This is a genomic window from Necropsobacter massiliensis (genome assembly GCF_000827595.2).
Classification (GTDB): domain Bacteria; phylum Pseudomonadota; class Gammaproteobacteria; order Enterobacterales; family Pasteurellaceae; genus Necropsobacter; species Necropsobacter massiliensis.
The window spans coordinates 110,044-134,897 of record NZ_LN776189.1 but is presented as its reverse complement, the minus strand read 5'-3'; the positions used below and the strand labels follow the sequence as shown (position 1 = coordinate 134,897).

At 48.1% G+C, this 24,854-nt stretch carries 23 protein-coding genes; 15 read left to right on the top strand and 8 right to left on the bottom strand.

Features of this window, described 5'->3' with window-relative positions; genetic code table 11:
• Positions 1 to 14: 14 nt before the first annotated feature.
• The 6 genes from BN3349_RS09320 to BN3349_RS09295 all read left to right on the top strand — a co-directional run bounded on the left by BN3349_RS09320 (position 15) and on the right by BN3349_RS09295 (position 7,743).
• A complete protein-coding gene (locus BN3349_RS09320; RefSeq protein ID WP_040977016.1) occupies positions 15 to 956 on the top strand; it encodes a sugar kinase in 942 nt (313 codons plus the stop codon).
• Positions 957 to 965: 9 nt separating this feature from the next.
• Complete coding sequence (locus tag BN3349_RS09315; protein WP_040977015.1) at positions 966 to 1,604, top strand: bifunctional 4-hydroxy-2-oxoglutarate aldolase/2-dehydro-3-deoxy-phosphogluconate aldolase; 639 nt, start codon at positions 966 to 968, stop codon at positions 1,602 to 1,604.
• A gap of 10 nt (positions 1,605 to 1,614) precedes the next feature.
• Positions 1,615 to 1,941 carry a cupin domain-containing protein gene (locus tag BN3349_RS09310; RefSeq protein WP_040977014.1) on the top strand — a complete coding sequence of 109 codons (327 nt, stop codon included), beginning with the start codon at positions 1,615 to 1,617 and terminating at the stop codon, positions 1,939 to 1,941.
• 373 nt (positions 1,942 to 2,314) lie between these two features.
• Positions 2,315 to 4,531, top strand: a complete 2,217-nt coding sequence (locus BN3349_RS09305; protein ID WP_040977013.1) for a right-handed parallel beta-helix repeat-containing protein — start codon at positions 2,315 to 2,317, stop codon at positions 4,529 to 4,531.
• A gap of 234 nt (positions 4,532 to 4,765) precedes the next feature.
• The gene (locus BN3349_RS09300; protein ID WP_040977012.1) at positions 4,766 to 6,502 is read left to right on the top strand and encodes a sodium:solute symporter family protein; all 1,737 of its coding nucleotides are present in this window, start codon (positions 4,766 to 4,768) and stop codon (positions 6,500 to 6,502) included.
• A 77-nt stretch (positions 6,503 to 6,579) separates the two neighbouring features.
• Positions 6,580 to 7,743, top strand: a complete 1,164-nt coding sequence (locus BN3349_RS09295; RefSeq protein WP_040977011.1) for an oligogalacturonate lyase family protein — start codon at positions 6,580 to 6,582, stop codon at positions 7,741 to 7,743.
• Between the two features lie 614 nt (positions 7,744 to 8,357).
• Here BN3349_RS09295 and clpB read toward each other — a convergent pair.
• On the bottom strand, positions 8,358 to 10,928 hold the full coding sequence (clpB, locus tag BN3349_RS09290) for an ATP-dependent chaperone ClpB (RefSeq protein ID WP_040977010.1): 2,571 nt from the start codon (positions 10,926 to 10,928) through the stop codon (positions 8,358 to 8,360).
• Between the two features lie 229 nt (positions 10,929 to 11,157).
• Here clpB and dapF point away from each other — a divergent pair, with 229 nt between their 5' ends.
• From dapF to BN3349_RS09270, 4 genes are all read left to right on the top strand, one after another.
• Positions 11,158 to 11,982, top strand: coding sequence for a diaminopimelate epimerase (dapF, locus tag BN3349_RS09285; protein ID WP_040977009.1), 825 nt, complete (start codon positions 11,158 to 11,160; stop codon positions 11,980 to 11,982).
• Positions 11,983 to 12,138: 156 nt separating this feature from the next.
• Positions 12,139 to 12,840: a DUF484 family protein gene (locus BN3349_RS09280; protein ID WP_101430492.1), complete on the top strand. Its 702-nt coding sequence runs from the start codon at positions 12,139 to 12,141 to the stop codon at positions 12,838 to 12,840.
• Positions 12,840 to 13,727, top strand: coding sequence for a tyrosine recombinase XerC (gene xerC, locus BN3349_RS09275; RefSeq protein WP_040977008.1), 888 nt, complete (start codon positions 12,840 to 12,842; stop codon positions 13,725 to 13,727). Before BN3349_RS09280 ends, xerC begins: the two co-directional genes overlap by 1 nt.
• Positions 13,728 to 13,735: 8 nt before the next feature.
• Positions 13,736 to 14,452 (top strand): HAD-IA family hydrolase, encoded by a 717-nt coding sequence (locus tag BN3349_RS09270; RefSeq protein WP_040977007.1) that lies wholly within the window; start codon positions 13,736 to 13,738, stop codon positions 14,450 to 14,452.
• A 7-nt stretch (positions 14,453 to 14,459) separates the two neighbouring features.
• Here BN3349_RS09270 and folB read toward each other — a convergent pair whose 3' ends face one another.
• Positions 14,460 to 14,816, bottom strand: coding sequence for a dihydroneopterin aldolase (gene folB / locus BN3349_RS09265; protein ID WP_040977006.1), 357 nt, complete (start codon positions 14,814 to 14,816; stop codon positions 14,460 to 14,462).
• A gap of 101 nt (positions 14,817 to 14,917) precedes the next feature.
• On the opposite strand from folB, the gene plsY reads away from it, so the two are divergent.
• The gene (gene plsY / locus BN3349_RS09260) at positions 14,918 to 15,517 is read left to right on the top strand and encodes a glycerol-3-phosphate 1-O-acyltransferase PlsY (RefSeq protein WP_040977005.1); all 600 of its coding nucleotides are present in this window, start codon (positions 14,918 to 14,920) and stop codon (positions 15,515 to 15,517) included.
• A gap of 18 nt (positions 15,518 to 15,535) precedes the next feature.
• Here plsY and pgeF read toward each other — a convergent pair whose 3' ends face one another.
• The gene (gene pgeF / locus BN3349_RS09255) at positions 15,536 to 16,276 is read right to left on the bottom strand and encodes a peptidoglycan editing factor PgeF (RefSeq protein WP_040977004.1); all 741 of its coding nucleotides are present in this window, start codon (positions 16,274 to 16,276) and stop codon (positions 15,536 to 15,538) included.
• A gap of 1 nt (position 16,277) precedes the next feature.
• Positions 16,278 to 17,252, bottom strand: coding sequence for a 23S rRNA pseudouridine(1911/1915/1917) synthase RluD (gene rluD, locus BN3349_RS09250; RefSeq protein WP_040977003.1), 975 nt, complete (start codon positions 17,250 to 17,252; stop codon positions 16,278 to 16,280).
• A gap of 104 nt (positions 17,253 to 17,356) precedes the next feature.
• Here rluD and bamD point away from each other — a divergent pair, with 104 nt between their 5' ends.
• Positions 17,357 to 18,148, top strand: coding sequence for an outer membrane protein assembly factor BamD (bamD, locus tag BN3349_RS09245; protein WP_040977002.1), 792 nt, complete (start codon positions 17,357 to 17,359; stop codon positions 18,146 to 18,148).
• Positions 18,149 to 18,500: 352 nt separating this feature from the next.
• Here bamD and yidC read toward each other — a convergent pair whose 3' ends face one another.
• From yidC to rpmH, 4 genes are read right to left on the bottom strand one after another with little or no spacing between them, the layout of a single operon-like run.
• A complete protein-coding gene (gene yidC, locus BN3349_RS09240) occupies positions 18,501 to 20,123 on the bottom strand; it encodes a membrane protein insertase YidC (protein ID WP_040977001.1) in 1,623 nt (540 codons plus the stop codon).
• A complete protein-coding gene (gene yidD / locus BN3349_RS09235) occupies positions 20,123 to 20,383 on the bottom strand; it encodes a membrane protein insertion efficiency factor YidD (RefSeq protein WP_032109229.1) in 261 nt (86 codons plus the stop codon). Before yidD ends, yidC begins: the two co-directional genes overlap by 1 nt.
• Entirely contained in the window at positions 20,347 to 20,706 is a 360-nt protein-coding gene (rnpA, locus tag BN3349_RS09230) for a ribonuclease P protein component (RefSeq protein ID WP_040977000.1), read from the bottom strand. The genes yidD and rnpA overlap by 37 nt, the downstream gene beginning before the upstream one ends.
• Before the next feature lie 17 nt (positions 20,707 to 20,723).
• Positions 20,724 to 20,858: a 50S ribosomal protein L34 gene (gene rpmH, locus BN3349_RS09225; RefSeq protein ID WP_005539760.1), complete on the bottom strand. Its 135-nt coding sequence runs from the start codon at positions 20,856 to 20,858 to the stop codon at positions 20,724 to 20,726.
• A gap of 359 nt (positions 20,859 to 21,217) precedes the next feature.
• Here rpmH and dnaA point away from each other — a divergent pair, with 359 nt between their 5' ends.
• From dnaA to recF, 3 genes are read left to right on the top strand one after another with little or no spacing between them, the layout of a single operon-like run.
• Positions 21,218 to 22,573, top strand: a complete 1,356-nt coding sequence (gene dnaA, locus BN3349_RS09220; RefSeq protein WP_040976999.1) for a chromosomal replication initiator protein DnaA — start codon at positions 21,218 to 21,220, stop codon at positions 22,571 to 22,573.
• An 11-nt stretch (positions 22,574 to 22,584) separates the two neighbouring features.
• Positions 22,585 to 23,685, top strand: coding sequence for a DNA polymerase III subunit beta (gene dnaN, locus BN3349_RS09215; RefSeq protein ID WP_040976998.1), 1,101 nt, complete (start codon positions 22,585 to 22,587; stop codon positions 23,683 to 23,685).
• Between the two features lie 8 nt (positions 23,686 to 23,693).
• Positions 23,694 to 24,773: a DNA replication/repair protein RecF gene (gene recF / locus BN3349_RS09210; RefSeq protein ID WP_040976997.1), complete on the top strand. Its 1,080-nt coding sequence runs from the start codon at positions 23,694 to 23,696 to the stop codon at positions 24,771 to 24,773.
• The last annotated feature ends 81 nt before the right edge of the window (positions 24,774 to 24,854 follow it).

Sequence of the window (24,854 nt, the reverse complement as noted above, 5' to 3'; positions counted from 1 at the left end):
CACGGGAGCAGGCAATGAAAAAAATAGCGATAATCGGCGAATGTATGATTGAGCTGAACGGCGAACCGTTCGGCACTATGCGCCAGACTTACGGCGGCGATACACTGAATACGGCGACGTATTTAGCCCGTATCAGCCCAACGCAACAGCTTGACATCCGATATGTCTCGGCGCTGGGTACGGACAAACTCAGTCAAGGTATGCTCGAGCACTGGCAGGCGGATAATATCAACACGGCTCTGGTACTGCGCGATGGGCAGCGGCAGCCGGGTTTATATTTGATTCAGCTTGATCCACAGGGCGAACGCACCTTTTTATATTGGCGCAACCAATCCGCCGCCCGCTATTTATTGCAACATCAAGACTACCCGCAAATTTCGGCGCAACTGGAAAAGGTCGATATGATTTATCTGAGCGGCATTTCGCTGGCAATTTTGCCGCCGCCGGATCGCATCACCCTTATCAATCGGCTTAAACAGCTTGCGCAACAAGGTGTTGAAATCGCTTTTGACAGCAATTATCGCCCGAATTTATGGGCGTCTTTGGCGGAAACGCAGCAAATTTACACCGCACTTTTCCCCGCCGTCAGTCTGGCATTAGTCACCTTTGATGACGAACAGGCCGTCTGGCAGGATGAACATCCGCAACACACGGTGCGCCGCTTGAAAAATGCCGGAGTAAACAGCGTGGTGGTGAAACAAGGAAAGTGCGGTGCGTTTTTCAGCAGTTTTAACGGTGAAGAACAACAAATCCATACCGACGCGGTTGCTAATGTGGTAGATACCACCTCGGCAGGCGATGCGTTCAACGCCGGCTTTTTAAACGGCTATCTGCAAAATAAACCGCTTGCTCACTGCTGCCGACAAGGCAATGCGCTGGCAGGCGTGGTGATTCAGCATAAAGGTGCGATTATCGACAGCGCCGCCACCGCACATTTTATTGACGAATTTAATTAGGAATAGATTATGAGTTATAGCACAGCACAAATTATCGACACACTGGCGCAATTAAAAGTGGTGCCGGTGATCGCACTGGACAATGCGGCTGATATTCTGCCTCTTGCCGAAACCTTGGCAACCAACGGGTTGCCGGTAGTGGAAATCACGTTTCGTTCCGCCGCGGCGGAAGAGGCTATTGGTCTGCTGCGCCGCCATAATCCGGCTATTTTGATTGCGGCAGGCACAGTGCTGACGCCAGATCAGGTGGTGCGCGCCCAACATGCCGGCGCTGATTGTATCGTCACACCGGGCTTTAACCCGCGGATCGTGCAATTATGTCAGGCACTGAATATTCCCGTTACGCCGGGCGTCAATAACCCTATGGCGATTGAAGCGGCGCTGGAAATGGGGATTCGTGCGGTAAAATTTTTCCCGGCGGAGGCCAGTGGCGGTGTGAAAATGATCAAAGCGTTACTCGGTCCTTATGCGCAATTGCAGATCATGCCGACCGGCGGTATCGGCATCCACAATATCCGAGATTATCTCGCCGTTCCTAATGTCATTGCCTGCGGCGGTTCTTGGTTTGTGGAAAAATCCCTGATCGCGGCAAAAAACTGGGATGAAATCGGACGCCTGGTGCGCGAAGTAGTAAATGTAGTGAAATAAGGAAAGAAACATGACGTTTGTGTATAACAACGATATTCCTCTTGAGGATCTTGGCGGCGGTGTTAAACGCAAAGTGCTGGCTTACAGTGAGCACATTATGGCGGTGGAAGTGCATTTTGAACAAGGTGCCGTTGGCGCAATGCACAATCATCCGCACGAACAATTAACCTATGTGTTGTCCGGCAGCTTTGAATTTACTATCGGTGACGAAACGAAGATGGTCAATGCCGGAGATGTATTATATAAAGCGCCGAACGTGATGCACGGCTGTGTCTGCCGGCAAGCCGGCGTCTTATTAGACACCTTCACGCCGATGAGAAAGGATTTTCTTAAATAGCTTTGACACTGCATTTCTCTTTTCATTGAACTGAAGATGACAGCATAAAAAATCTCAACCCCAATATTATTCACGCCTTTTCCCCAACACAGGCGACTTTCGGGCAGTATTCGACTGCCCTTTTTTACACAACCAACCAATAAAAATAAAACATTGTTTTGATTTTAAGATAACGATCACAGTTTTCGTGTTTTCGCTGTGCTACATTGCCCATCGTCGATCCCATGATTAAAGGTTGTCGAAGCTATTTTCACATATTGCAATGATGACGTGCATACCACATCGTCAAACAACACTGCCGCACAGAAAATCCGTTGTTTTCTGCGAGGCGAATACATTAGGCGCATTTGTTTGAACACGCAGGAGAATCTCTATGCTCACAAAAAAACTGACCGCTCTTTTTTATTTAACGTTATGTTCGGCGTCTGCTATTGCCGCGCCCTTGAATCCGAAGGATTTGATATGGAAAAGTATCACTTTCGGTCAATCTACCGATTTAAACTTCGGTTCGACCATTTTGCCGGAAAAAGTCGGCATCAACCACACCACCGTTGACGGCATGCCGGTGCAAGAGGGCGCGCTTGCGCCCCGCTTTAGCATTGAAAGTCGTGGCGGCAAGCTGGCTAATTCGCATGAAGGCGTCACCTATTACTACACCGAACTGCCGATTAATACCAATTTTGTGATTGCGGCGGATGTGTATCTGGAGCAACTCGGTCCGGAAACCGGCGCTAAGCCGAATCGTCAGGAAGGTGCTGGCATTATGGTACGCGATATTATCGGCAAACCGAGAGCAGTGCCGCAGCCAGTCGGTTACGAAGAATTCCCCGCCGCGTCCAATATGGTAATGAATTTATTGCGCAGCAATGCCAGAGAACATAACGGCAAAGTGAATATCAACGCGTCTTATCGCGAAGGCATTAACGATCCTTGGGGTACCGCGGGCAATCGACTGGTACGCGAAGATTATGCAGAAGGTATTGATTTTAAAGAGCGGAAATTACATTTAACAGTGGAGAAAAACGATCGGGGGTTTGTGCTTACTTACCGTCAGGGAGACAAAGAATATAAAAAAGTATTGGATCACGTCAATCCCGGCATTCTTGCTAACCAGAACGCTCAAACCCAATATCTCGGCTTTTTCGCCGCCCGCAATGCCAAAATTACGGTGGAAAATGTGAATTTACAACTATACGACGGCAAACCGGTTAAACCGGTCGCATTTACGCCGAAAACATTGCCGTTAGTGGTCAGTATCGAATCCGCACATAAAACCGCCGCCAAAGATTATATCTTCCAAGCGCGCGCGAATTATGACGGTCAATTTATACTGAATCAAAAGGGTAAACCCGCGTTTCGGTCGGCGCTGATCAAAGCCGGGGAATTTATGACCTATAAAATGAAATTAATCGCCGCACACACCGAGCTGAACGTACAATTCATACCGGAAGAAAAGCTGAAAGAAAAAGGCTTTGCAACAACCTTCAATATCGAATACTCTCAGTTAACACAGCCTGATTTATTATATGTCGCGCCGAAAGGTACGGCGGATGGCGACGGTTCTCAACAAAAACCATTGGATTTAAACACCGCACTTCAGCTATTGCCGCCAGGCGGCACCATTCAGTTACAGCCGGGCGAATACCCTGCGGTTGAAATCAGTGCCGAAAGCAGCGGTTTAAAAGGCGCATTAAAAACACTGCAAGGCTCCCAAGATCAGGTAAAATTCGTTGGCGAAGTACGACACAACGCTAGTTTCTGGAACGTGAAGGATATTGAAGTGGAGGGCGCCAGTTTAATCATACAGGGCAGCTACAATAATTTCAGCAATATCGTCACCCACGGTGCACCGGATACCGGTTTTCAAATTACCTCGGCGGAAAAAATCGGCAGACCGCTGTGGGCCCGCGACAATATCGTTAGCGACAGTATCAGCTTTAATAATATGGACGATTCACAAATTAACGCCGATGGTTTTGCCGCCAAAATGCGAGTGGGCGACGGTAATACCTTTATCCGTTGTATTTCGCACCATAATATTGACGACGGTTGGGATCTGTTCAATAAAGTGGAAGACGGTCCGAACGGCGTGGTCACCATTAAAGATTCTGTCGCCTTTATGAACGGGCAAACCTTGCAAGTCAAAAGCAAAAGCGCCTCCATCGGCAACGGCTTTAAACTGGGTGGCGAAGGCATTCCGGTACCCCATGTGATTACCCACAGTCTTGCGTTTCGCAACAATATGGACGGTTTTACCGACAACTTTAATCCCGGTACGTTCACCGTCGCGAACAATGTGGCAATCGACAACAAACGCTTTAATTTTCTGTTCAGAAAGAGTCCGTATGAGAACGGCCCTAAGCAAGGCAACTTTACACACAACCGCTCTTTCCGCTTTCATCAGGAAAGCCGATATCCGGATGTGGTCAACGGCGATGTGTTAACCGACAATGTGTTTTTAACAACCACTGACATGACGCAAGCAGACACTGATGTCATAACAAAATTGCAGGCATTAACCCAGATAGAGTTTTCCGAAAATAACGATGGTCTGCAAGAGGTGAAAAAAATTCAGCAATTATTGCGTTAACACATTGACTTGTTTCGATAAAATCACAGGGCATCGGATTCGCTGCCCTGCTTTAGTTTTTGGGATGAAGCGGTCAGACAGAGAAACAAATATCAAATTTAAAAAATACAAAACCAAAATTCTATAAAAATAAAACAATGTTTTGAATAATAGATATTGATCACATTTTTTTGTTTCCCGATATGCTAGATTTAACGCCGGTAATAAGACATGACTTATTGGAGGCGTTATTCTATGATTACGGATTATTTAGTGATAACCGGCTATTTCTGCATCATTGTGGCAATCAGCTTAGTGTTTAAAAAAATGGCAAGCAACAGCACCAGCGATTACTTTCGTGGCGGCGGCAGAATGTTGTGGTGGATGGTCGGCGGTACCGCATTTATGACTCAATTCTCCGCCTGGACGTTCACCGGTGCAGCCGGCAAAGCCTTTACTGATGGTTTGTCGGTGATTGCCGTATTCGTCGGTAATATGGTCGCTTATGTATTCGCTTATTTCTATTTCGCCAAACGATTCCGCCAAATGCGCGTCGATACACCGACCGAAGCCGTCGGACGTCGTTTCGGTTCGACTAATGAGCAATTCTTCACTTGGGTAATTATCCCGCTCAGCGTGATCAATGCCGGTGTATGGTTGAACGGTTTGTCCGTCTTTGCCTCCGCGGTATTTGACGCCGATATTACTGTCACCATCTATGTCACTGGGATTTCTGTCTTATTAGTGTCCTTGCTAAGCGGAGCATGGGGCGTGGTGGCATCGGACTTCGTACAAATGCTGGTAGTTGCTGTTATTTCCGTTGCCTGCGCAGTGGTCGGTTTAGTGGTTGTCGGCGGGCCAAGTGAAATTATCGAAAAATTCCCGGGCGGTTTTGTATCTGGACCGAATATGAATTATCCGTTGATTCTTGTGTGCACCTTCCTGTTTTTTATCGTAAAACAATTACAAAGTATCAATAACATGCAGGAATCTTATCGTTTCTTAAACGCCAAAGATTCTAAAAACGCCAGCAAAGCAGCAATCTTTGCCTTGCTGTTAATGTTGTTCGGAACGATCATCTGGTTTATCCCGCCTTGGGTAACCGCAATCATTTATCCTGACGCTGCACAGGCTTATCCGGAATTGGGCAAAAAAGCCTCCGATGCAGTTTATCTGGTATTCGCACGCAACGTTATGCCGCTTGGCACCGTCGGTTTGTTAATGGCGGGCTTATTCGCCGCCACCATGTCATCCATGGACTCCGCCTTAAACCGCAACTCCGGCGTATTCGTGCGCAGCTTTTATGCACCGATTGTGCGGAAAGGCAAAGCCGACGATACAGAATTATTACGCGCAGGTCAGATTGTGTGCATTGTGAACGGTATTTTGGTTATCTTAATGGCACAATTTTTCAACTCTTTAAAACATTTAAGTTTGTTTGATCTGATGATGCAAGTGGCAACTTTGTTGCAATCCCCGATTCTGGTGCCGTTATTCTTAGGAATTATAATCCGCAAAACTCCGAAATGGGCGCCGTGGGCGACTGTTGTATTCGGTATGTTCGTTTCGTGGTCTGTGGTTAACCTATTCACGCCGGAATATGTGGCGAGCTGGTTTGGGGTAGAAGACTTAACTAAACGCGAAATTTCCGAACTCAAAGTCATTATCACCATTGCCGCACATTTGTTCTTTACCGCCGGCTTCTTCTGCTTAACCATGCTGTTCTACAAAGAAGAAAAAGACGATAACAAAGCAAACAGAATCGCTTTCTTTAAAGACGTGGATACCGAATGTATCGCCGTTGAAGGTCAGGATGAAATCGACCGCGCTCAACGCAAAAAACTCAGTACATTGGTTTTAATCATGGCAGCGGGTTTATTATTAATGGTACTGATTCCGAACCCAATGTGGGGCAGAATGCTGTTCGCCTGTTGTTCTTTGGCAATATTCGCCGTCGGTTACGGCTTAAAACGCAGTGCGGAGCTAAAATAACTTTCACTTACAACAATAAATGGGCGTAGGCTCATTTATTGTTTTTCCGGATAATGAGCAACATTGAGGATATATTTATGGCTAAAGGAAAGAAAATTCAGTTACGGTTCGAATCGTTTATCGATTCGGATACCCAAACCAAAGTGACCCGTTTAACCCCGCAAGACATCACTTGCCACCGCAATTATTTCTATCAAAAATGCTTCACCAAAGACGGCGGCAAATTGCTGTTTGCCGGTGATTTCGACGGCAATCGCAATTATTATTTGTTAGATATGCAAACGCAAATCGCAACCCAGCTAACCGAAGGAAAAGGCGATAATACGTTCGGCGGCTTTATCGCCAATGATGATCAAGCCTTTTTCTATGTAAAAAACGAATCCAGTTTACGCAAAGTGAATTTGCACACGTTGGAAGAAAAAGTCATTTATACCGTGGATGAAAACTGGAAAGGTTACGGCACATGGGTAGCTAATTCCGATTGCACGAAATTAGTCGGTATCGAAATTCTAAAATCTTGCTGGCAGCCACTGACCGATTGGGATAAATTCAAAGCGTTTTATCACACCAAGCCTACTTGCCGCTTAATTAAAGTGGATATTTTAACCGGCGAGCTGGAGGTGGTGCATCAGGAAAACGGCTGGCTGGGTCATCCGACTTATCGCCCGTTTGACGACAGCATTATCGGCTTCTGCCACGAAGGTCCGCACGATTTGGTGGATGCGCGCATGTGGTTTATCAACGCAGACGGCAGCAACGTCAGAAAAGCTAAAGTACAGCAGCTAGGGGAATCCTGTACCCACGAATTCTGGGTGCCGGACGGTTCAAAGATGATTTACGTATCCTACTTTAAAGGGCAAACTGAACGCGTTATTTACAGTGTGGATCCGATGACATTGGAAAATACCCGCTTAATTACCATGCCGCCCTGCTCGCACTTAATGAGTAATTTCAACGGCAAGCTGTTGGTCGGCGATGGTTGCGATTCGCCAGTGGATGTAGACGACAGCGACAGCTACAACATCGAAAACGATCCGTTCCTGTATTTATTCAATATAGAAAAACAGCGTATCGTGAAACTGGCGAAACACAATTCTTCATGGAAAGTGTTGGACGGCGACCGCCAAATTACTCACCCGCATCCGTCTTTTACGCCGGATGATAGTGCGGTGCTATTCGGCAGTGACGCCGGGGGCAAACCGGCCATTTATCTGGCGGATATTCGCCACGTCGCAGATTAACCGCCTGTTCTCCGGCAAATAAAAGCAAAATCTTAACTCAAGAACCGGTTAAATATTTTACCGCAAATCAATAAAAAAACGACCGCACTTTAATCCGCATCTGAAAGTCGAACATCGCAAGTGGCTGATTAAGATGCGGATTTTTATGGGCAAACGTATTCCATTGCATTTCAACGCAACAGCATGAAATACAGCGTGGAAAAACATTGGGGCTTTCGTAGCCATATATCAACAATGCACGGATTGATTGTGAATCAAAAAATGAGAAATATGATAAACAAAATAATTTATTGCTCACAGATGATTAACAAAACAGTTTGTTTATCTGACGGTATTGGATTTTGTGTTTACTTTTCCTGTGTTGCGTAACAGCCATTTATCGAAAAAAACGGGCATTTCCACAGCCAGCGCCAACCGATTTACCAACGCTTTACAAGATAAAGGTATTGCAAACAGAATGAGATTGTTGCGACAGTGTTATTTTTAAGACATAAAAGTGCGGTCATTTTCGCCAACATTTTCAAAACGCCAGCTAAATCCGCACCTTAATAAGTTGGGCATTTAGCCCAACCTTTGGGGTGCAGATCAAAGTGCGGTCGGATTTTTAACTATTTTTATTGAGTTGCGACCACTTTCCCTTCAACAACATCAATATTCACGGTTTTACCCGGCAGTAATTTACCCGATAGAATTTGCTGTGCCAATGGATTTTCCACTTCCTGCTGAATCATACGTTTCAGCGGTCTTGCGCCGTAAATCGGGTCATAACCGATTTCTGCAATGAAATCCAGTGCCGCGTCGCTAAATTGCAATGCGTAGCCATGGGTTTCCATGCGTTTGACCAGCCGTTGTAACTGAATCGTCGCAATGGCGCGGATATTTTCTTTGCCTAGCGGGTGGAACACTACGGTTTCATCAATACGATTGATAAATTCCGGACGGAAGTGTTTGCTCACCACCGACATCACGATTTCTTTCATGCCGTCATAACCGAGGTCGCGGTTTTCCTGAATTAGATCGGAACCCAGGTTTGAGGTCATAATCACAACGGTATTGCGGAAATCCACGGTGCGCCCCTGACCGTCGGTTAAACGACCATCATCCAGCACTTGCAATAAAATGTTAAACACATCATGATGCGCCTTTTCCACTTCGTCGAGCAAAATCACGGAATACGGACGGCGACGTACCGCTTCGGTCAGATAGCCGCCTTCTTCATAGCCCACATAGCCCGGAGGCGCCCCCACTAAACGGGAAACACTGTGTTTTTCCATGAATTCGGACATATCAATACGCACCATGGCATTTTCGTCGTCAAACATAAAATTCGCTAGCGTTTTGCACAGTTCGGTTTTCCCAACCCCGGTCGGTCCTAAAAACAGGAACGAACCGATCGGACGATTTGGGTCGGACAACCCTGCTCGGCTGCGGCGAATCGCATTTGCCACCGCCACTACGGCTTCATCCTGACCGACAACCCGTTTGTGCAGTTCATCTTCCATACGCAGCAATTTTTCTTTCTCGCCTTCCATCATACGGGCAACCGGAATACCGGTGGCGCGGGAAAGCACTTCGGCAATTTCCTCATCGGTAACGCGATAGCGCAATAAGGTCATTTCCTTGCCTTCTGAACTTTCCGCCTGCGCCAGTTGTTTTTCCAACTCAGGAATACGACCATATTGTAATTCGGACATTTTGTTCAAATCACCGGCACGGCGCGCCTGCTCCATCTGTGTGCGGGCGTTTTCCAGTTCCGCTTTAATGTGCTGCGCCCCGGAAAGCGCGGCTTTTTCACTTTTCCACACCTCTTCCAATTCGGCATATTCGCGTTCTTTTTCCGCCAATTCCTGTTCCAGCATTTCCAACCGTTTGTGGCTGGCATCGTCATCTTCTTTTTGCAACGCTTGCTGTTCCAGTTTTAACTGAATAATCCGGCGATCCAGCCGATCCAGCGGCTGCGGTTTGGAATCAATTTCCATTCGAATCGAACTTGCCGCTTCATCAATTAAGTCAATGGCTTTATCCGGCAACTGACGATCACTGATATAACGGTGCGATAACGTTGCCGCCGCCACAATTGCCGGGTCGGTAATCTGTACATGGTGGTGAATTTCATAGCGTTCTTTCAATCCGCGCAAAATCGCAATGGTGTCTTCAACGCTAGGTTCATCCACAAACACCTTCTGAAAACGCCGTTCCAGCGCGGCATCTTTTTCAATATACTGACGATATTCATCTAACGTCGTTGCGCCCACGCAATGCAATTCGCCACGTGCCAAAGACGGTTTCAGCAAATTGCCCGCATCCATGGCACCGTCGGTTTTACCGGCGCCGACCATGGTATGAATTTCATCAATAAATAAAATAATGCGCCCTTCTTCTTTCGCCAGTTCGTTTAATACGGCTTTTAGACGTTCTTCAAATTCACCGCGGTATTTCGCCCCGGCAATTAGCGCGCCCATATCCAACGACAGCACTCGTTTGTTCTTTAATCCTTCCGGCACTTCGCCGTTCACAATACGCTGTGCCAGCCCTTCGACAATAGCGGTTTTCCCCACGCCAGGTTCACCGATAAGTACCGGATTGTTTTTAGTACGCCGTTGCAGCACTTGAATGGTGCGGCGGATCTCTTCATCACGCCCAATCACCGGATCCAGCTTGCCGCTTTCCGCTCTTGCAGTTAAATCAATGGTATATTTTTCCAATGCCTGACGGCTGTCTTCTGCATTCTGATCGTTCACCTGTTGTCCTCCGCGTATTTGCTCAATCGCCTGCTGCAAACGTTCTTTTTTTACACCGCACTTACGTAAAATATCGCTTAAACTGCCTTTATCTTCCAATGCCGCCAATAAAAACAACTCGGAAGAAATAAATTTATCCTGTTTTTGCTGCGCAAGTTTATCGCACAGATTCAGCAAATTCAGCAAGGCGCGCGAAATCTGCACATCGCCGCCGTTGCCGGAAACCTGCGGCAAGCGGTTAAGCTCGGCGTGTAATTCATTGCGCAACAACCCGACATTAACGCCAGCGGCGGTTAAAATCGGCGCAACCGAACCGTCTTGCTGATTTAGCAGCGCCGTCATTAAATGCACCGGTTCAATAAACTGGTTATCCTTGCCCAATGCCAGCGACTGCGCTTCCGCCAGCGCCTGCTGAAATTTAGTGGTAAATTTTTCAATATTCATAAAATCCTCCGTCTGATGCCATGCTGTCGATACAGATGTGTCATCCATGCCATCTAAGTAATACCTAATCGGCGGAATTCAAGAGAAAATGTAAAATATTTTTAAATAAAATCTATTAAAGCTAAAAATTTGATAGGGATCACTTAACAGAAAAGCAATGATTATTTACTCACTATGACTTGCTGATTATAATGCGTGACAGTATCGACGAATTTTTAAGGACGGAAACATGCAGTTTTCCAAAATGCACGGGCTAGGAAATGATTTTGTGGTGGTGGATGCGGTAACCCAAAACGTTTACTTCCCGACTGAAACTATCAAAAAACTGGCGGACCGCCACCGCGGTATCGGTTTTGACCAACTCTTAATTGTCGAGCCGCCTTATGATCCTGAACTGGATTTCCATTACCGCATTTTTAACGCTGACGGCAGTGAGGTGGCGCAATGCGGCAACGGCGCGCGCTGTTTCGCCCGTTTTGTCAGCTTAAAAGGGCTAACCAATAAAAAAGACATTGCAGTCAGCACGGCGAAGGGCAAAATGCTGCTGAGTCTGAAAGAAGACGGCATGATCCGGGTCAATATGGGCGAACCAGTGTGGGAACCGGCTAAAATTCCGTTCAACGCCAATAAATTCGAGAAAAATTATATTCTGCGCACGTCGGTGCAAACTGTGCTGTGCGGCGCGGTTTCGATGGGCAATCCGCATTGCGTGGTGCAGGTTGAGGATATTACGACCGCTAACGTCGCTCAGCTCGGACCGCTGCTGGAAAATCACGAACGTTTTCCGGAACGGGTGAACGCCGGTTTTATGCAGATCATCAATCGCAATCATATCAAGCTGCGGGTACATGAACGCGGTGCCGGGGAAACCCAAGCCTGTGGCAGTGGCGCCTGTGCGGCGGCGGCGGTAGGTATCATGCAAGGGCTGCTGGATCAGCACGTGCAAGTGGATTTGCCGGGCGGCAGTCTGCTTATCGAATGGCGCGGTGAAGGGCATCCGCTGTATATGACCGGCGATGCCACTCATGTGTATGACGGTGTGATAAAACTGTAAAAACGTGCCGAAAATCCACCGCACTTTCAGCACCGGCGACAAAGCAAGAAAAATCGCACAATGAATTTGTGCGTTATTCGTTTTTGTTTTGCCCGCATTTGTCGCACCATCACATCACAACCGCCGGCGCAGAAACCGCTAGCTAATAAGGTGAGCATTATGAATCATTCACTGACAGAACAACAAGTTGCCGAGTATCTTGAACAGCACCCCGACTTTTTTGCCGCTCATTTGGATCTGCTTGACAGCATGCGGGTAAACCACCGACAACAAGGTACGATTTCATTAATCGAAGCGCAACTCGCCCGCCAACGCGAACAGATAAAAGCGCTGGAAACCGAACTGGCATTTTTCGGCAAACTGGCAAATCAACAACAGGATATTTTTTTAGCCTTAATGCCGCTACAACAACAGCTGTCTGCCTGTCATCAACTGAACGACGGCATTACCTCCCTCAATCGCTGGGCGCAGAAATGGGAGCTGCAACAAGCGAAAATTTTGCTGTTTACCGACAGCTGGCACAAACACGCCGATATCGGTGAGCAATACTGGCTGGATCGCAAAGCCTTTGAGCTAATCCGTTTGGAACGTTTCGGTCTGCGCCATTTTTATCTCGGACCACTGAGCGGCAGAGAAAAAAGCCTGTTATTTCTGCCGGAAGAATTTCCTATCGGTTCGGTGGCATGCTGCCTGTTGGACGTCAAAACTGGACTAAAACCGACCGCACTGTTACTGTTCAGCGCGCATGATCAACAGCATTTTCACAATGGGCAGGATACAACCTTTCTCAAACATCTGGTGGATATCGTCACATTACATCTACAGCGTTGGCTGTCGAATTATGCGGAGAATCTATAATGCAGGCGTCGCTGCAACAATACTGGAATTATCTGCGCATTGAACGCCAAGTCAGTCCGCACACGCTGAATAATTATCAGCGCCAACTGACACGCATCGTCGAGATATTACAGCACAACGACATTCATGCGTGGCGGCAGGTAACGCCAAGTGTCGTGCGTTTTATTCTGGCGCAAAGCCGCAAAGACGGGCTGCATGAAAAAAGCCTCGCCCTGCGTTTATCGGCGCTGCGGCGCTTTCTGAACTATCTGGTGGTTCAGGGCGAATTGCAAGTAAATCCCGCGGTCGGCATTTCCGCCCCGAAACAGGCAAAACACCTACCGAAAAATATTGATGCGGAACAGGTGCAACAGTTACTTGCCAACGACAGCAAAGAACCGATTGATCTGCGCGATAAAGCGATAATTGAATTGATGTATAGCTCCGGTCTGCGTCTGTCGGAATTACAAGGGCTGAATCTGAACAGTCTCAACACCCGGGTACGCGAACTGCGGGTTATCGGAAAAGGCAACAAAGAACGGATTTTACCCTTCGGACGTTATGCCCTGCACGCCGTGCAGCAATGGCTGAAAGTGCGGTCGTTATTTAACCCGAAAGATGACGCCCTATTCGTCAGCGCGCTGGGCAATCGGATGTCACAGCGCGCCATTCAGAAACGTCTGGAAATCTGGGGGCTGCGACAAGGGCTGAACAGTCATTTAAATCCGCACAAGCTGCGTCATTCTTTTGCCACGCACATGCTGGAAAACAGCTCGGATCTGCGCGCAGTACAAGAATTACTGGGGCACAGCAATCTGTCCACCACTCAAATTTACACTCATTTAGATTTTCAACATTTGGCACAGGTTTATGATGCGGCGCACCCGCGCGCCAAACGAAAAAAATAGGAAACGGCATGAAATTCTACCGCACTTTACAACCGTTTAAGGTGATAACCTTTGATCTGGACGATACCTTGTATGACAATTCGACTGTCATTCGTCTGGCTGAACAGCGCTGTATCGACACCCTGCGCGACAGCAGTGCGCTGACGCAGCTCGGTGCTGACCTTTGGTTTGAGTGGAAAGCCCGAATTGCTCGCCGGCATCCACGCCTAAGTGAAGATGTCACTGCGTGGCGGCTGGAAACCATGCGCGCATTGCTGACAGCGCACGGCAAAAGTGCGGTGGAAATTAAGCGAATTTCCGAGCAAACCATTCAGGAATTTCTGCAATGGCGACACAAAATTACGATCCCGCCACAAAATATGGCGCTGCTGACGCAACTGTCGCGGCACTACAAACTGGCAGCAATCAGCAACGGTAATGTGGATCCCGCGCGTATCGGTCTGACTCAATTTGCCTTGATCCTGCGCGGCGGCTTACAAGGGCGAGCAAAACCGCACGCGGATTTATTTCGTCAGACCGCGGCGTATTTTGCGCTGCCACCGCAGCAAATTCTGCATGTTGGCGACAGTCTGCTGACCGATATACAAGGCGCGATGCAGGCAGGTTGTCAGTCGGTATGGCTGAATCTGTCGGGCGACAGAATAAATGCGTTTGCCGAATGCCGGCTGCTTCCGTCGGTAGAAATTCATGATTTAACTGAGCTGTGCGCGATAACGCGCAGCTGATCCGACGCTACAACGCGCCCTGCTCAATAATAATACCGACACTGCGCGCCTGTGCGACCGCTTTTGGCTTATGCAACGTTAACCGCAACCACGGAATCCCGAATCGCTGTCGAAGCTGTGTCGCCACTTCATAAGCCACCCGTTCAATAAGCAAAAACGGTTTGGATTGTACATACTCAATCACAAATTCACTCACTTCGGCATAATTCAGACACAGTGCCACATTATCCGTTTCCGCCGCCGCTCGGCAATCCCATGCCATTTCGATATCAAAGACCAGCTGCTGTTTGATTTGCTGTTCCCAGTCATACACCCCGATTTGTGCATAAACACTTAATCCTTCAATAAAAATGCGATCGATCAATTTGTCCCTCGGTTCAGTGAAATTCTATTAGGCTTATGCTATCAACTTTATGTACAATAGACGAACAAAATTTTTTCATTTATCTACATTGGAGATTGCCGATGAGCGTTTTCGCCCTCTGTTATATGTTGTTCGCCTATTTATTAGGCTCAATTTCCAGTGCAATCTTACTCTGTCGTTTATTCGGATTGCCGGATCCGCGCGACGCCGGGTCGCACAATCCCGGCGCAACCAATGTGTTGCGTATCGGGGGGCGCTGGATTGCGCTCAGCGTGCTGATCTTTGATATGTTGAAAGGTATGCTGCCGGTGTGGCTGGGCTATTATTTGGGGCTTAGCCATTTTGAACTGGGCATGGTCGCGCTGGGCGCCTGTTTAGGGCATATTTTTCCAGTATTTTTCAAATTCAAAGGCGGCAAAGGGGTGGCAACCGCATTCGGCGCCATTGCACCGATTGCGTGGTCCGTCGCGGGTTCCATGCTCGGTACTTGGCTGCTGATATTTTTAATCAGCGGTTATTCTTCCCTCAGCGCAGTGGTTACCGCATTGCTGGTGCCTTTTTATGTGTGGTGGTTTAAACCGGAATTCACTTTTCCCGTGGCATTGGTCTGCTGTCTGTTGATTTATCGCCATCACGATAATATTCAGCGCTTATGGCGCGGGCAGGAAGATAAGGTGTGGCATAAACTACGAAAAAAATAACCGCACTTTGCAGCAATGTTATTGTTCCGTAAACCAAATCAACGATGCCATCCGCCCCGTTTGCTTATCCCGGCGGAAAGAAAAGAAATCTTTTGACTGCCGATAAGTACAATGCTCGCCGCCGCTGATGCGCGTGACGCCGGCACGGTTTAAGCGCTGGGCGGCAAGGCGATATAAATCGCACAGATATTTCCCCGCCGCGCGAGGATCCGCCACAAATGCCGCGGCAGCATCAGCGTCACGCGCAATAAACTGCGCCACCACCTCATCGCCCACCTGAAAACAGTCCGGTCCGATAGCCGGTCCTAACCAAGCGAAAATTTCATCCCGCGGACATTGAAATCGCTCGACGGTTTTTTCCAGCACACCGTCGCATAATCCTCGCCAGCCGGCATGAGCGGCGGCGACTTCAGTGCCGGATTGGTTACACAACAAGACCGGCAAGCAATCGGCGGTCATCACCAAACAAACCTGATTCGGCTGCGCGCTGTAGGCGGCGTCTGCGGGCGGCATTACACCCGCATAAGGCAAGCTAATCACATGCGTACCATGCACCTGATTGAGAAATACCGGCGATTGCGGCAACCCGAAACGCTCGGTCAGTAAAGTGCGGTTAATTTCGACCGCACTTTTATCATCGCCGACATGATCCCCCAGATTAAAGCTATGGTAAGGCGCGCGGCTGACTCCGCCCCGCCGCATCGTAGCAAAAGCTTGAATATTGGCGGGCGCCGCCCAGTTCGGTTTAAGCGCATCCATATTAATAATCCAACTCCGCCTTATGTTCCAAATAATCCGCTTTGAGGGCGTCAATTAACGCCACAAAATCCGCTGGCAGCGGCGCATGCCATTCCATCAGTTCTCCACTGATCGGGTGAGTTAAACGCAGCATTATGGCGTGCAACGCCTGACGTTTGAATTCACGTAGTACTGTCAGTAATGCCTCACCAGCATCCTTTGGCGGGCGCGGACGACCGCCGTAAGTCTGATCGCCCAGCAACGGGTGGGCAATATGCGCCATATGCACGCGAATTTGGTGCGTTCTGCCGGTTTCCAGGCGCAGGCGTAAGCGGGTGTAGTTGCGGAAACGTTCCATAATACGATAATGGGTAACGGCAGGTTTGCCGAGCGGATGCACCGCCATTTGAGTGCGTTTGGCCGGGTGTCGCGCCATCGGTTGATCGACCGTTCCCCCCTGGGTCATGACGCCGTATGCCACCGCTTCGTACTCACGGGTAATTTTGCGTTTTTGCAGCTCCCGCACCAGTTTAGTTTGCGCGGGAACGGTTTTTGCCACCACCATTAGACCGGTGGTGTCTTTATCCAAACGGTGTACAATACCGGCGCGCGGCACTTCGGCAATCTGCGGATAATGATACAACAGCGCATTTAATACGGTGCCGGTGGGATTGCCGGCACCGGGATGCACCACAAATTCCTTCGGCTTATTAAGCACCAGAATATGTTCGTCTTCATACACAATGTTGAGCGGAAGATTTTCCGCTTCGAAACGGTTTTCCTCTTCCGTTTCCGCCTGCACCTCAATACATTCACCGCCATAGACTTTGCTGCGCGGCACATTGACAATCGCACCGTTTACCGATACGCGATTGTTTTCTATCCACGTTTTTAGCCGCGAACGCGAATAATCCGGGAACATTTCCGCTACAGTCTGGTCTAATCGTTGTCCCATTTGGTGCGGCTGTACCTCGGCCGACAAAGTAACTTGTGCCATAAATAAAAAAATCCGTTAATAGTTTGCTTATTTAGCGATGTTCTATAAAATACCGGATTATTGTAACTCATTTATCATTGCTCGTAAAAAATAAGGATTAATCAATGCGTAAAATAAAAACATTCACTCTCGTCGCATTAACCGTACTGGCTGTAGCCGCTTGTTCCGGCTCGAAAAAAGACGTGGAAGACGGAACCGAACAAGAACTTTACGCGAAAAGCCAGACCTATTTACAAGACGGTAATTATTCTCAGGCGATCCGTTATCTGGAAGCCGTTAAAAACCGTTATCCGGGCATGGGCTATGGCGAACAAACCCAGCTCAATCTGATCTATGCGTATTATAAATCACAGGATTACACCAAAGCGTTGGTTGCCGCGGATCGTTTTATCCAGCAATATCCTAACAGCCAATATCTTGATTACGTGCTTTATATGGCAGGGCTAATTAACTTTGCCTCGGGCGAAAATTTCTTTCAGGATTTCTTCGGCGTAGATCGCGCCACCCGCGAAAGCACCTCCATCAAAGCAGCATTCGCAAATTTTCAGGCATTAGTTCAACATTATCCGAACAGCGCCTATACGGCGGACGCCATCGCGCGCATGGCCTATATTAAAGCCAGCCTTGCCCGTCATGAACTGGCGATTGCCAAATTCTATGCCAAACGTAACGCGCACGTCGCCGTCGCCAACCGTGTAGTGGGGATGCTCCAGCAATATCCGGACACCCAAGCCACACACGATGCCCTACCGTTAATGAAAGAAGCCTATGAGAAAATGAACCTGACTCAGCTGGCAAACCAAACTGAAACCCTTATTCGAGCCAATCAGGGCAAACACTTCGCCGAGGTAGAAAAACCGGCGGAACCGGAACTGCGGGTACCGCAAGCTCAATAGACACTTGACAAAAAATGCGCTGATTTTTGATCCGCACCCCAAAAGTTGAAGACGACAATCAACTGATTAGGGTGCGGTTTTTTTATGCGTAAAATTACATAAGCACATTGAACGCTCCTCTTCCTCACTTTATTTTGAATGAAAAAATAACTATCAGGAAAACCACCTGAATTTATCAAGCCGCTCCCAATCCAATATATTGATAAGAACAGAGTTGAACTATCTGAGCGCCATTTAAGCCGTAGCCATCAGCGCCGGATTCAATGCGCGTAAAAAACCACCTAGCAGGTGGTTTTTAGTCGGTCATAAAAGAAAAGGTCTCCGTAGAAACCTTTTCACTGTTTGTGGTTAGTTATTTCGCGCGGGAATGTAATCCTTTTTTCTCCAGCCCACGGTAAATCAGCTGCTGCTGAACAATGGTGATCAGGTTAGATACCAACCAGTATAATACCAGACCTGCTGGGAAGAACAGGAAGAACACCATAAAAATCAGCGGCATAAATGTCATGACTTTCTGCTGCATCGGATCCGCAACCGGAGTCGGTGACATTTTCTGCAACAAGAACATGGACGCGCCCATTAAGATCGGCAGAATATAATATGGATCCTGCGCGGATAAATCCTGAATCCAGCCGAAGAACGGCGCATGACGCAATTCCACCGCTTCCATAAATGTCCAGTACAAGGCGATGAAAATCGGCATTTGCAGCAGAATCGGTAAACAGCCGCCCAGCGGGTTTACTTTTTCTTCTTTATACAATTTCATCATTTCCTGACTCATCCGCTGGCGATCCTCGCCGAAACGCTCGCGCATTTCCTGTAGTTTCGGCTGTAGCATACGCATTTTCGCCATTGAAGTATATTGCGCTTTGGTCAGCGGGTATAAAATCGCTTTCACCACCAGCGTCACGCCGATAATTGCCAGTCCCCAGTTATGCACCAGACTTTGAATCAGCGTCAGCAACTTAAATAGCGGTTTGGCGATAAACCATGCCCAGCCGTAATCAACCGTTAAATCCAGATGATTCGCCACTTCCGCCATTTGATTTTGTAACTTAGGACCGGTCCAGAGTTTGCTAGTAATAGTTTCGCTACCGCCAGCAGGTACTGAAACTACCGGTCCACGATAACCGATAGAACCGATATTGTTGGCTTTGTCGGTCAAAGTGTATAACCGATTATCCGCATCCTGATTCGGGATCCAAGCAGAAACGAAATAATGCTGCAACACCGCTACCCAGCCGGCTTTGGTATCTATCGCCAGATTGGCTTTTTGCATATCATCGAAACTGTATTTTTTATAATTGGTTTCGGAAGAAGAATAAGCGCCGCCGGTATATGTCGGCATTGCCATGCTGCCGGAGCTTTCCACTAAAGTGTGACGCAGCTGACCGTAAGGCTCCACCTCAATTGCACTGCCGCTTTGGTTATTGATTTCGTAATTTACCGCCACATCATATTCACCGCGTTTTAATACGAAAACTTTACGGTATGTTACGCCGTTTTTCTCAAAAGTCAGCGGCACGCGTAATTCGTCCTGACCGTCCGCCAGACTGAACTGCTCGCCTTCCACTTGGTAATCGGCACGACCCGCTTTGCTGTCGATACCGTCTTTGCCGATTAAGCCGCTTTGTGCGATATAAATATGTTCTGGCGTATTGCGTAACAATACAAAAGGCGTGTCAGAGTGTAATTCCGCATCGTATTTCAACAACTCGGAACCGATCACATCACCGCCCAGCGTATCCACCTGTAGGCGGAACACATCATTTTGCAAAGTAATGATTTTACCTTTAACCTGCGAATCGCCGGCAATGGCGGAAACCGATGAGGCGGAGGCCGCCGGCATATCGGCGGTTTTGGCTTGTTCAGTCGCAACGGGCTTCGGCGAATGATAATCAATCTGCCATTGCTGATAAACAAGAAAAGAAATAAAGAGTAGTGCTAGCACCAAAAGGCTACGTCTTGAATCCATTATTCGTTCTCTTTTTTGTTATTAATTTTCGGCGGTACGGGATCGTATCCGCCGGCGTTCAAAGGATGACATTTTAATATACGTTTTACGCTAAGCCAACTACCTTTTACTGCGCCGTGCGTTTTTAATGCCTCCACCGCGTAACAGGAACAAGTCGGCGTAAAACGGCAACGCGGCCCGATCATCGGGCTGATGACAATCTGATAAAAACGGACGACTCCGATCAGGATTTTTGAGCCAAACGAATGTGACGCTGCCATAATTTATCCAAAGTCAAAAACAACGCGCGGTTATCCAGTTTACCGATGCCTTGTTTCGCCACAATCACAAAATCATACGCTGGCAGCTGATGCTGTCGCAAACGGAAACTTTCACGGCAAATCCGCTTGATACGATTACGGTCATGGGCGCGTTTTAAATGCTTTTTCGCGACCGTCAGCCCCAGACGACAGAAAGACAAATGATTAGGACGGGCAAGAATAGTAATTTCAGGAGTACTCGCACGCAGCGGTTGTTGGAAAACGTATTTGAATTGAACGGGAGTCAGCAAACGCAGCTCCCGCGGAAAGTTTAGCGTAATCACACCGATAAAATCAGTGATTATGCGGATAAACTCTTACGACCTTTAGCACGGCGACGGGCCAGAACCTGACGACCGTTCTTGGTTGCCATACGCGCACGGAAACCGTGAGTACGGCTGCGTTTTAATACGGAAGGTTGGAATGTACGTTTCATAACTATAATCTACCTAAATCAAAATTGTTTAATCATTGCCTTTGACGTTTAGATAGCCAAAAACAGAGATACTTGAAACAAGGGTTACTAAAATAAGGAACGGAATTGTAATCTGAAATTCGGCGTTCGTCAAATCAGAATAGGCGAAAGCGAAGAATAAATCTTCATTTTCTCCGTTATCAAGCATAAAAGCGCGGGGAATTATACGTTTTTTGCAAAAAATCTCAAGCGAGGTTTTTCGATTTTTTTGCGCCTTTCCTGAAGATCTTTGCCGGCGTTTATTGTAAAATTAGGCGAATTCGCACCGCACTTTTTTCGCGGACCATTCTAATTTTTTGATTTATAAAGATAATATAACAATGAAACCTAATCTATCGTCACTTTGGCAAGATTGCCTTTTACAATTACAGGAGCAAATTTCGGCAACGGATTTCAGCACTTGGCTGCGTCCGCTGCAAGCGGATATCGTCGCTGAAAATACGATGGTCCTTTATGCCTCGAATGTTTTTGTAAAAAACTGGGTGGAAACGCATTATCTTGAACAGATCACCAAACTGGCGCAACAGTTTGCGCAAAACGGCACGTTTATCGTTAAAGTGCAAGAAGGCACCAAGCCCGTTGCCAAACCGACCGCCAAGCCCGTGCCGACACCTGAAGCGCCAGTGGCAGAAAACGATGCGCCGGCGTCATATCGTTCCAATTTGAACGGCAAACACGTGTTCGACAACTTCGTCGAAGGTAAATCGAACCAACTAGCGCGCGCGGTGGCGCAGAAAGTGGCGAACAATCCCGGTGAGCAAAGCGCCAACCCACTGTTTCTATACGGCGGCACCGGGCTGGGCAAAACCCACTTGTTGCACGCGGTCGGTAATGGCATCGTGGCGGGTAATCCGAATGCGCGAGTCATTTACATCCACGCCGAACGCTTTATGCAGGAATATGTGAAAGCATTAAAAGCGGATCGGATGGAAAACTTTAAAAAATTCTACCGCACTTTAGATGCGCTGCTGATCGATGATATTCAGTTTTTCGCCGGCAAAGACGGCACGCAGGAAGAATTTTTCCATATTTTCAACTCATTATTTGAAAGCAGCCGGCAGATTATTTTAACCTCCGATCGTTATCCGAAAGAAATTGAAAAGATTGAAGACCGTCTTAAATCCCGTTTCGGCTGGGGCTTAAGCATCGCAATCGAACCGCCCGAGCTGGAAACCCGAGTCGCGATTCTGCTGAAAAAGGCGGAAGAAAAGCATATGTACCTGCCGGAAGAAGTGGCGCTGTTTATCGGTCAGAAGCTGCGCACCAACGTGCGTGAGTTGGAAGGCGCGCTTAATCGCGTACATGCCAATGCGGAGTTCACCGGCAAAGCGATTACTATTGATTTTGTGCGCGAAACGCTGAAAGATATGTTGGCGTTGCAGGACAAACTGGTTACGGTGGAAAATATTCAGAAAGTGGTGGCGGAATACTACCGAATTAAAGTGGCGGATCTCAAATCCAAAAACCGCTCCCGTTCGGTAGCGCGTCCACGCCAGCTGGCAATGGCGCTGTCAAAAGAGCTGACCAACCGCAGCCTGCCGGAAATCGGAAAAGGATTTGGCGACCGCGATCACACCACGGTGCTACATGCCTGTCGCACCATCGCGGCACTGCGCGAACAAGACAGCAACATTCAGGAAGACTGGTCTAATTTAATCCGCACATTATCGGCATAAGGGGCTGAACCATGCAATTTACCGTTTCAAGAGAGAATCTGTTAAAACCATTACAGCAAGTTTGCGGCGTACTTAGCAGCCGTCCCAATATTCCCGTGTTAAGCAACGTATTATTGCAGATCGACGGCAACCGCTTAACCATTACCGGCACAGATTTGGAAGTGGAACTGTCCACCCAGACGCAGCTTGCCGAGGTCAATCAAGACGGACGTGTGACCATACCAGCCAAAAAATTTTTGGATATTTGCCGCAGCTTTCCCGACGGCTCAGATATTGTGGTCAGTTTCGAGGAAGAACGCGCGCTGGTGCGCTGTGGGCGCAGCAAATTCAATCTTGCCACGTTGCCAGCGGACGAATATCCGAACCTCGCCGATTGGCAGTCGGAAGTGGAATTCAGCCTCGATCAAGGCACGTTACGCCGTTTAATTGAAGCCACACAGTTTTCCATGGCAAATCAGGACGCCCGTTATTTTCTCAACGGCATGAAATTCGAAACCGAAGGCAATCTGCTGCGCACGGTGGCAACCGACGGACACCGTCTGGCGGTCTGTACCATTGCGCTGGAACAGGAATTACAGGCTCATTCAGTTATCGTACCGCGTAAGGGCGTACTGGAGCTGGCTCGCCTGTTGGATGCGGCGGAACAACCGGCACATTTGCAGATCGGCACTAATAATCTGCGTATTGATTTAGGCAATGTGATTTTCACCTCGAAACTGATTGACGGCCGTTTCCCTGATTACCGCCGCGTATTACCGCGTAATGCGCAACGGATTATGGTCGGCAACTGGGAAAACTTAAAGCAGGCATTTGCCCGCGCCGCCATTTTATCTAACGATAAAGTGCGCACGGTACGTTTGCAGTTAAGCGAAAATCAGCTGACGATTACCGCCACCAACCCCGAACATGAAATCGCAGAAGAAATCATTGATGTATCTTACAGCGGTGAAGAAATGGAAGTGGGCTTTAACGTCAGCTATATTTTAGATGTATTGAATGCGCTGAAATGCAGCCAGGTACGCATGCGCCTGACCGACGCCTCATCCAGCTGTCTGATTGAAGATGTAGACGATGCCAGCGCGGAATATGTCATCATGCCGATGCGCTTATAATCCGATTTATGGCAATCTCCCGTCTTATCATCGAAAATTTCCGTAATTTAACTGCCGTTGATCTTGAGTTTGATCACGGCTTTAACTTTTTGGCGGGCAATAACGGCAGCGGAAAAACCAGTCTGTTGGAAGCGATTTTCTATCTGGCGCACGGACGCTCCTTTAAAAGTGCGGTGGCAAATCGCATTATTGCTTACCACCAACCGCACTTTACTCTGCATGGACGAATTCAGGAGCGCCAGCATCAGTGGTCGGTGGGATTGCAGAAACTGCGCCAAGGCAACACACTGATAAAAATCAATGGTGAGGACGCAACTAAAATTTCCGATCTTGCGCATCTGCTGCCGATGCAGATTATTACTCCGGAAGGATTATCGTTGTTAAACGGCGGCCCGGCTTACCGACGCGCGTTTTTAGATTGGGGACTGTTTCATCATCACCCTGCTTTCCATGCTGCATGGAGCAAGTTAAACCGCTTATTAAAACAGCGTAATGCCGCCTTACAGCAAGTCAGCAATTATCAACAGTTGAAAATCTGGGATACCGAACTGACCGCACTGGCGCATCAGGTCAGCCACTGGCGTGCCGCTTACGCCGAGGCGCTTCGTCCGGAAATCGAACGCACCTGCCGTTTATTTTTGCCCGAATTGGAGATTGTCGTCAGCTTTCATCAAGGTTGGGAAAAAGACACCGACTACGGCGAGCTGCTGGCGCGTAACTTCGCGCGCGATCAAGCGCTCGGCTATACCGTATCCGGTCCGCAGAAAGCCGATTTCCGTTTTAGAGCCAATGGACTGCCGGCGGAAGATATTCTCTCGCGCGGTCAGTTGAAATTACTGATGTGCGCGCTGCGGCTAGCACAAGGCGAACATTTAACCACCGAGAAAGCGCGTCACTGTATCTTTTTAATCGACGATTTTGCCTCTGAGCTGGATCAAACCAAGCGGGAATTGCTCGCCGAACGGTTGCGCTACAACGGTTCACAGGTTTTCGTCAGCGCCATTACCCAGCAACAACTTACGCAAATGCAGCCACAAAAGCACCGCACTTTTCAGCTAGAAAACGGCGAAATCCGTTTAGTCGGCTGAAATAGCCGCGACGAACTTGCATTATTTTTTCAATTCAGTATCATTTTCCGCCTTGCTTCAGCAAGAAAGCATATCGTCATT

What these genes read in the sequence shown, in the direction of transcription:
- BN3349_RS09320 (WP_040977016.1), top strand. Translation starts at nt 15, where the DNA reads ATGAAAAAAATAGCGATAATCGGCGAATGTATGATTGAGCTGAACGGC.
- BN3349_RS09315 (WP_040977015.1), top strand. Translation starts at nt 966, where the DNA reads ATGAGTTATAGCACAGCACAAATTATCGACACACTGGCGCAATTAAAA.
- BN3349_RS09310 (WP_040977014.1), top strand. Translation starts at nt 1,615, where the DNA reads ATGACGTTTGTGTATAACAACGATATTCCTCTTGAGGATCTTGGCGGC.
- BN3349_RS09305 (WP_040977013.1), top strand. Translation starts at nt 2,315, where the DNA reads ATGCTCACAAAAAAACTGACCGCTCTTTTTTATTTAACGTTATGTTCG.
- BN3349_RS09300 (WP_040977012.1), top strand. Translation starts at nt 4,766, where the DNA reads ATGATTACGGATTATTTAGTGATAACCGGCTATTTCTGCATCATTGTG.
- BN3349_RS09295 (WP_040977011.1), top strand. Translation starts at nt 6,580, where the DNA reads ATGGCTAAAGGAAAGAAAATTCAGTTACGGTTCGAATCGTTTATCGAT.
- clpB (WP_040977010.1), bottom strand. Translation starts at nt 10,928, where the DNA reads ATGAATATTGAAAAATTTACCACTAAATTTCAGCAGGCGCTGGCGGAA.
- dapF (WP_040977009.1), top strand. Translation starts at nt 11,158, where the DNA reads ATGCAGTTTTCCAAAATGCACGGGCTAGGAAATGATTTTGTGGTGGTG.
- xerC (WP_040977008.1), top strand. Translation starts at nt 12,840, where the DNA reads ATGCAGGCGTCGCTGCAACAATACTGGAATTATCTGCGCATTGAACGC.
- BN3349_RS09270 (WP_040977007.1), top strand. Translation starts at nt 13,736, where the DNA reads ATGAAATTCTACCGCACTTTACAACCGTTTAAGGTGATAACCTTTGAT.
- plsY (WP_040977005.1), top strand. Translation starts at nt 14,918, where the DNA reads ATGAGCGTTTTCGCCCTCTGTTATATGTTGTTCGCCTATTTATTAGGC.
- pgeF (WP_040977004.1), bottom strand. Translation starts at nt 16,276, where the DNA reads ATGGATGCGCTTAAACCGAACTGGGCGGCGCCCGCCAATATTCAAGCT.
- rluD (WP_040977003.1), bottom strand. Translation starts at nt 17,252, where the DNA reads ATGGCACAAGTTACTTTGTCGGCCGAGGTACAGCCGCACCAAATGGGA.
- bamD (WP_040977002.1), top strand. Translation starts at nt 17,357, where the DNA reads ATGCGTAAAATAAAAACATTCACTCTCGTCGCATTAACCGTACTGGCT.
- yidC (WP_040977001.1), bottom strand. Translation starts at nt 20,123, where the DNA reads ATGGATTCAAGACGTAGCCTTTTGGTGCTAGCACTACTCTTTATTTCT.
- yidD (WP_032109229.1), bottom strand. Translation starts at nt 20,383, where the DNA reads ATGGCAGCGTCACATTCGTTTGGCTCAAAAATCCTGATCGGAGTCGTC.
- rpmH (WP_005539760.1), bottom strand. Translation starts at nt 20,858, where the DNA reads ATGAAACGTACATTCCAACCTTCCGTATTAAAACGCAGCCGTACTCAC.
- dnaA (WP_040976999.1), top strand. Translation starts at nt 21,218, where the DNA reads ATGAAACCTAATCTATCGTCACTTTGGCAAGATTGCCTTTTACAATTA.
- dnaN (WP_040976998.1), top strand. Translation starts at nt 22,585, where the DNA reads ATGCAATTTACCGTTTCAAGAGAGAATCTGTTAAAACCATTACAGCAA.
- recF (WP_040976997.1), top strand. Translation starts at nt 23,694, where the DNA reads ATGGCAATCTCCCGTCTTATCATCGAAAATTTCCGTAATTTAACTGCC.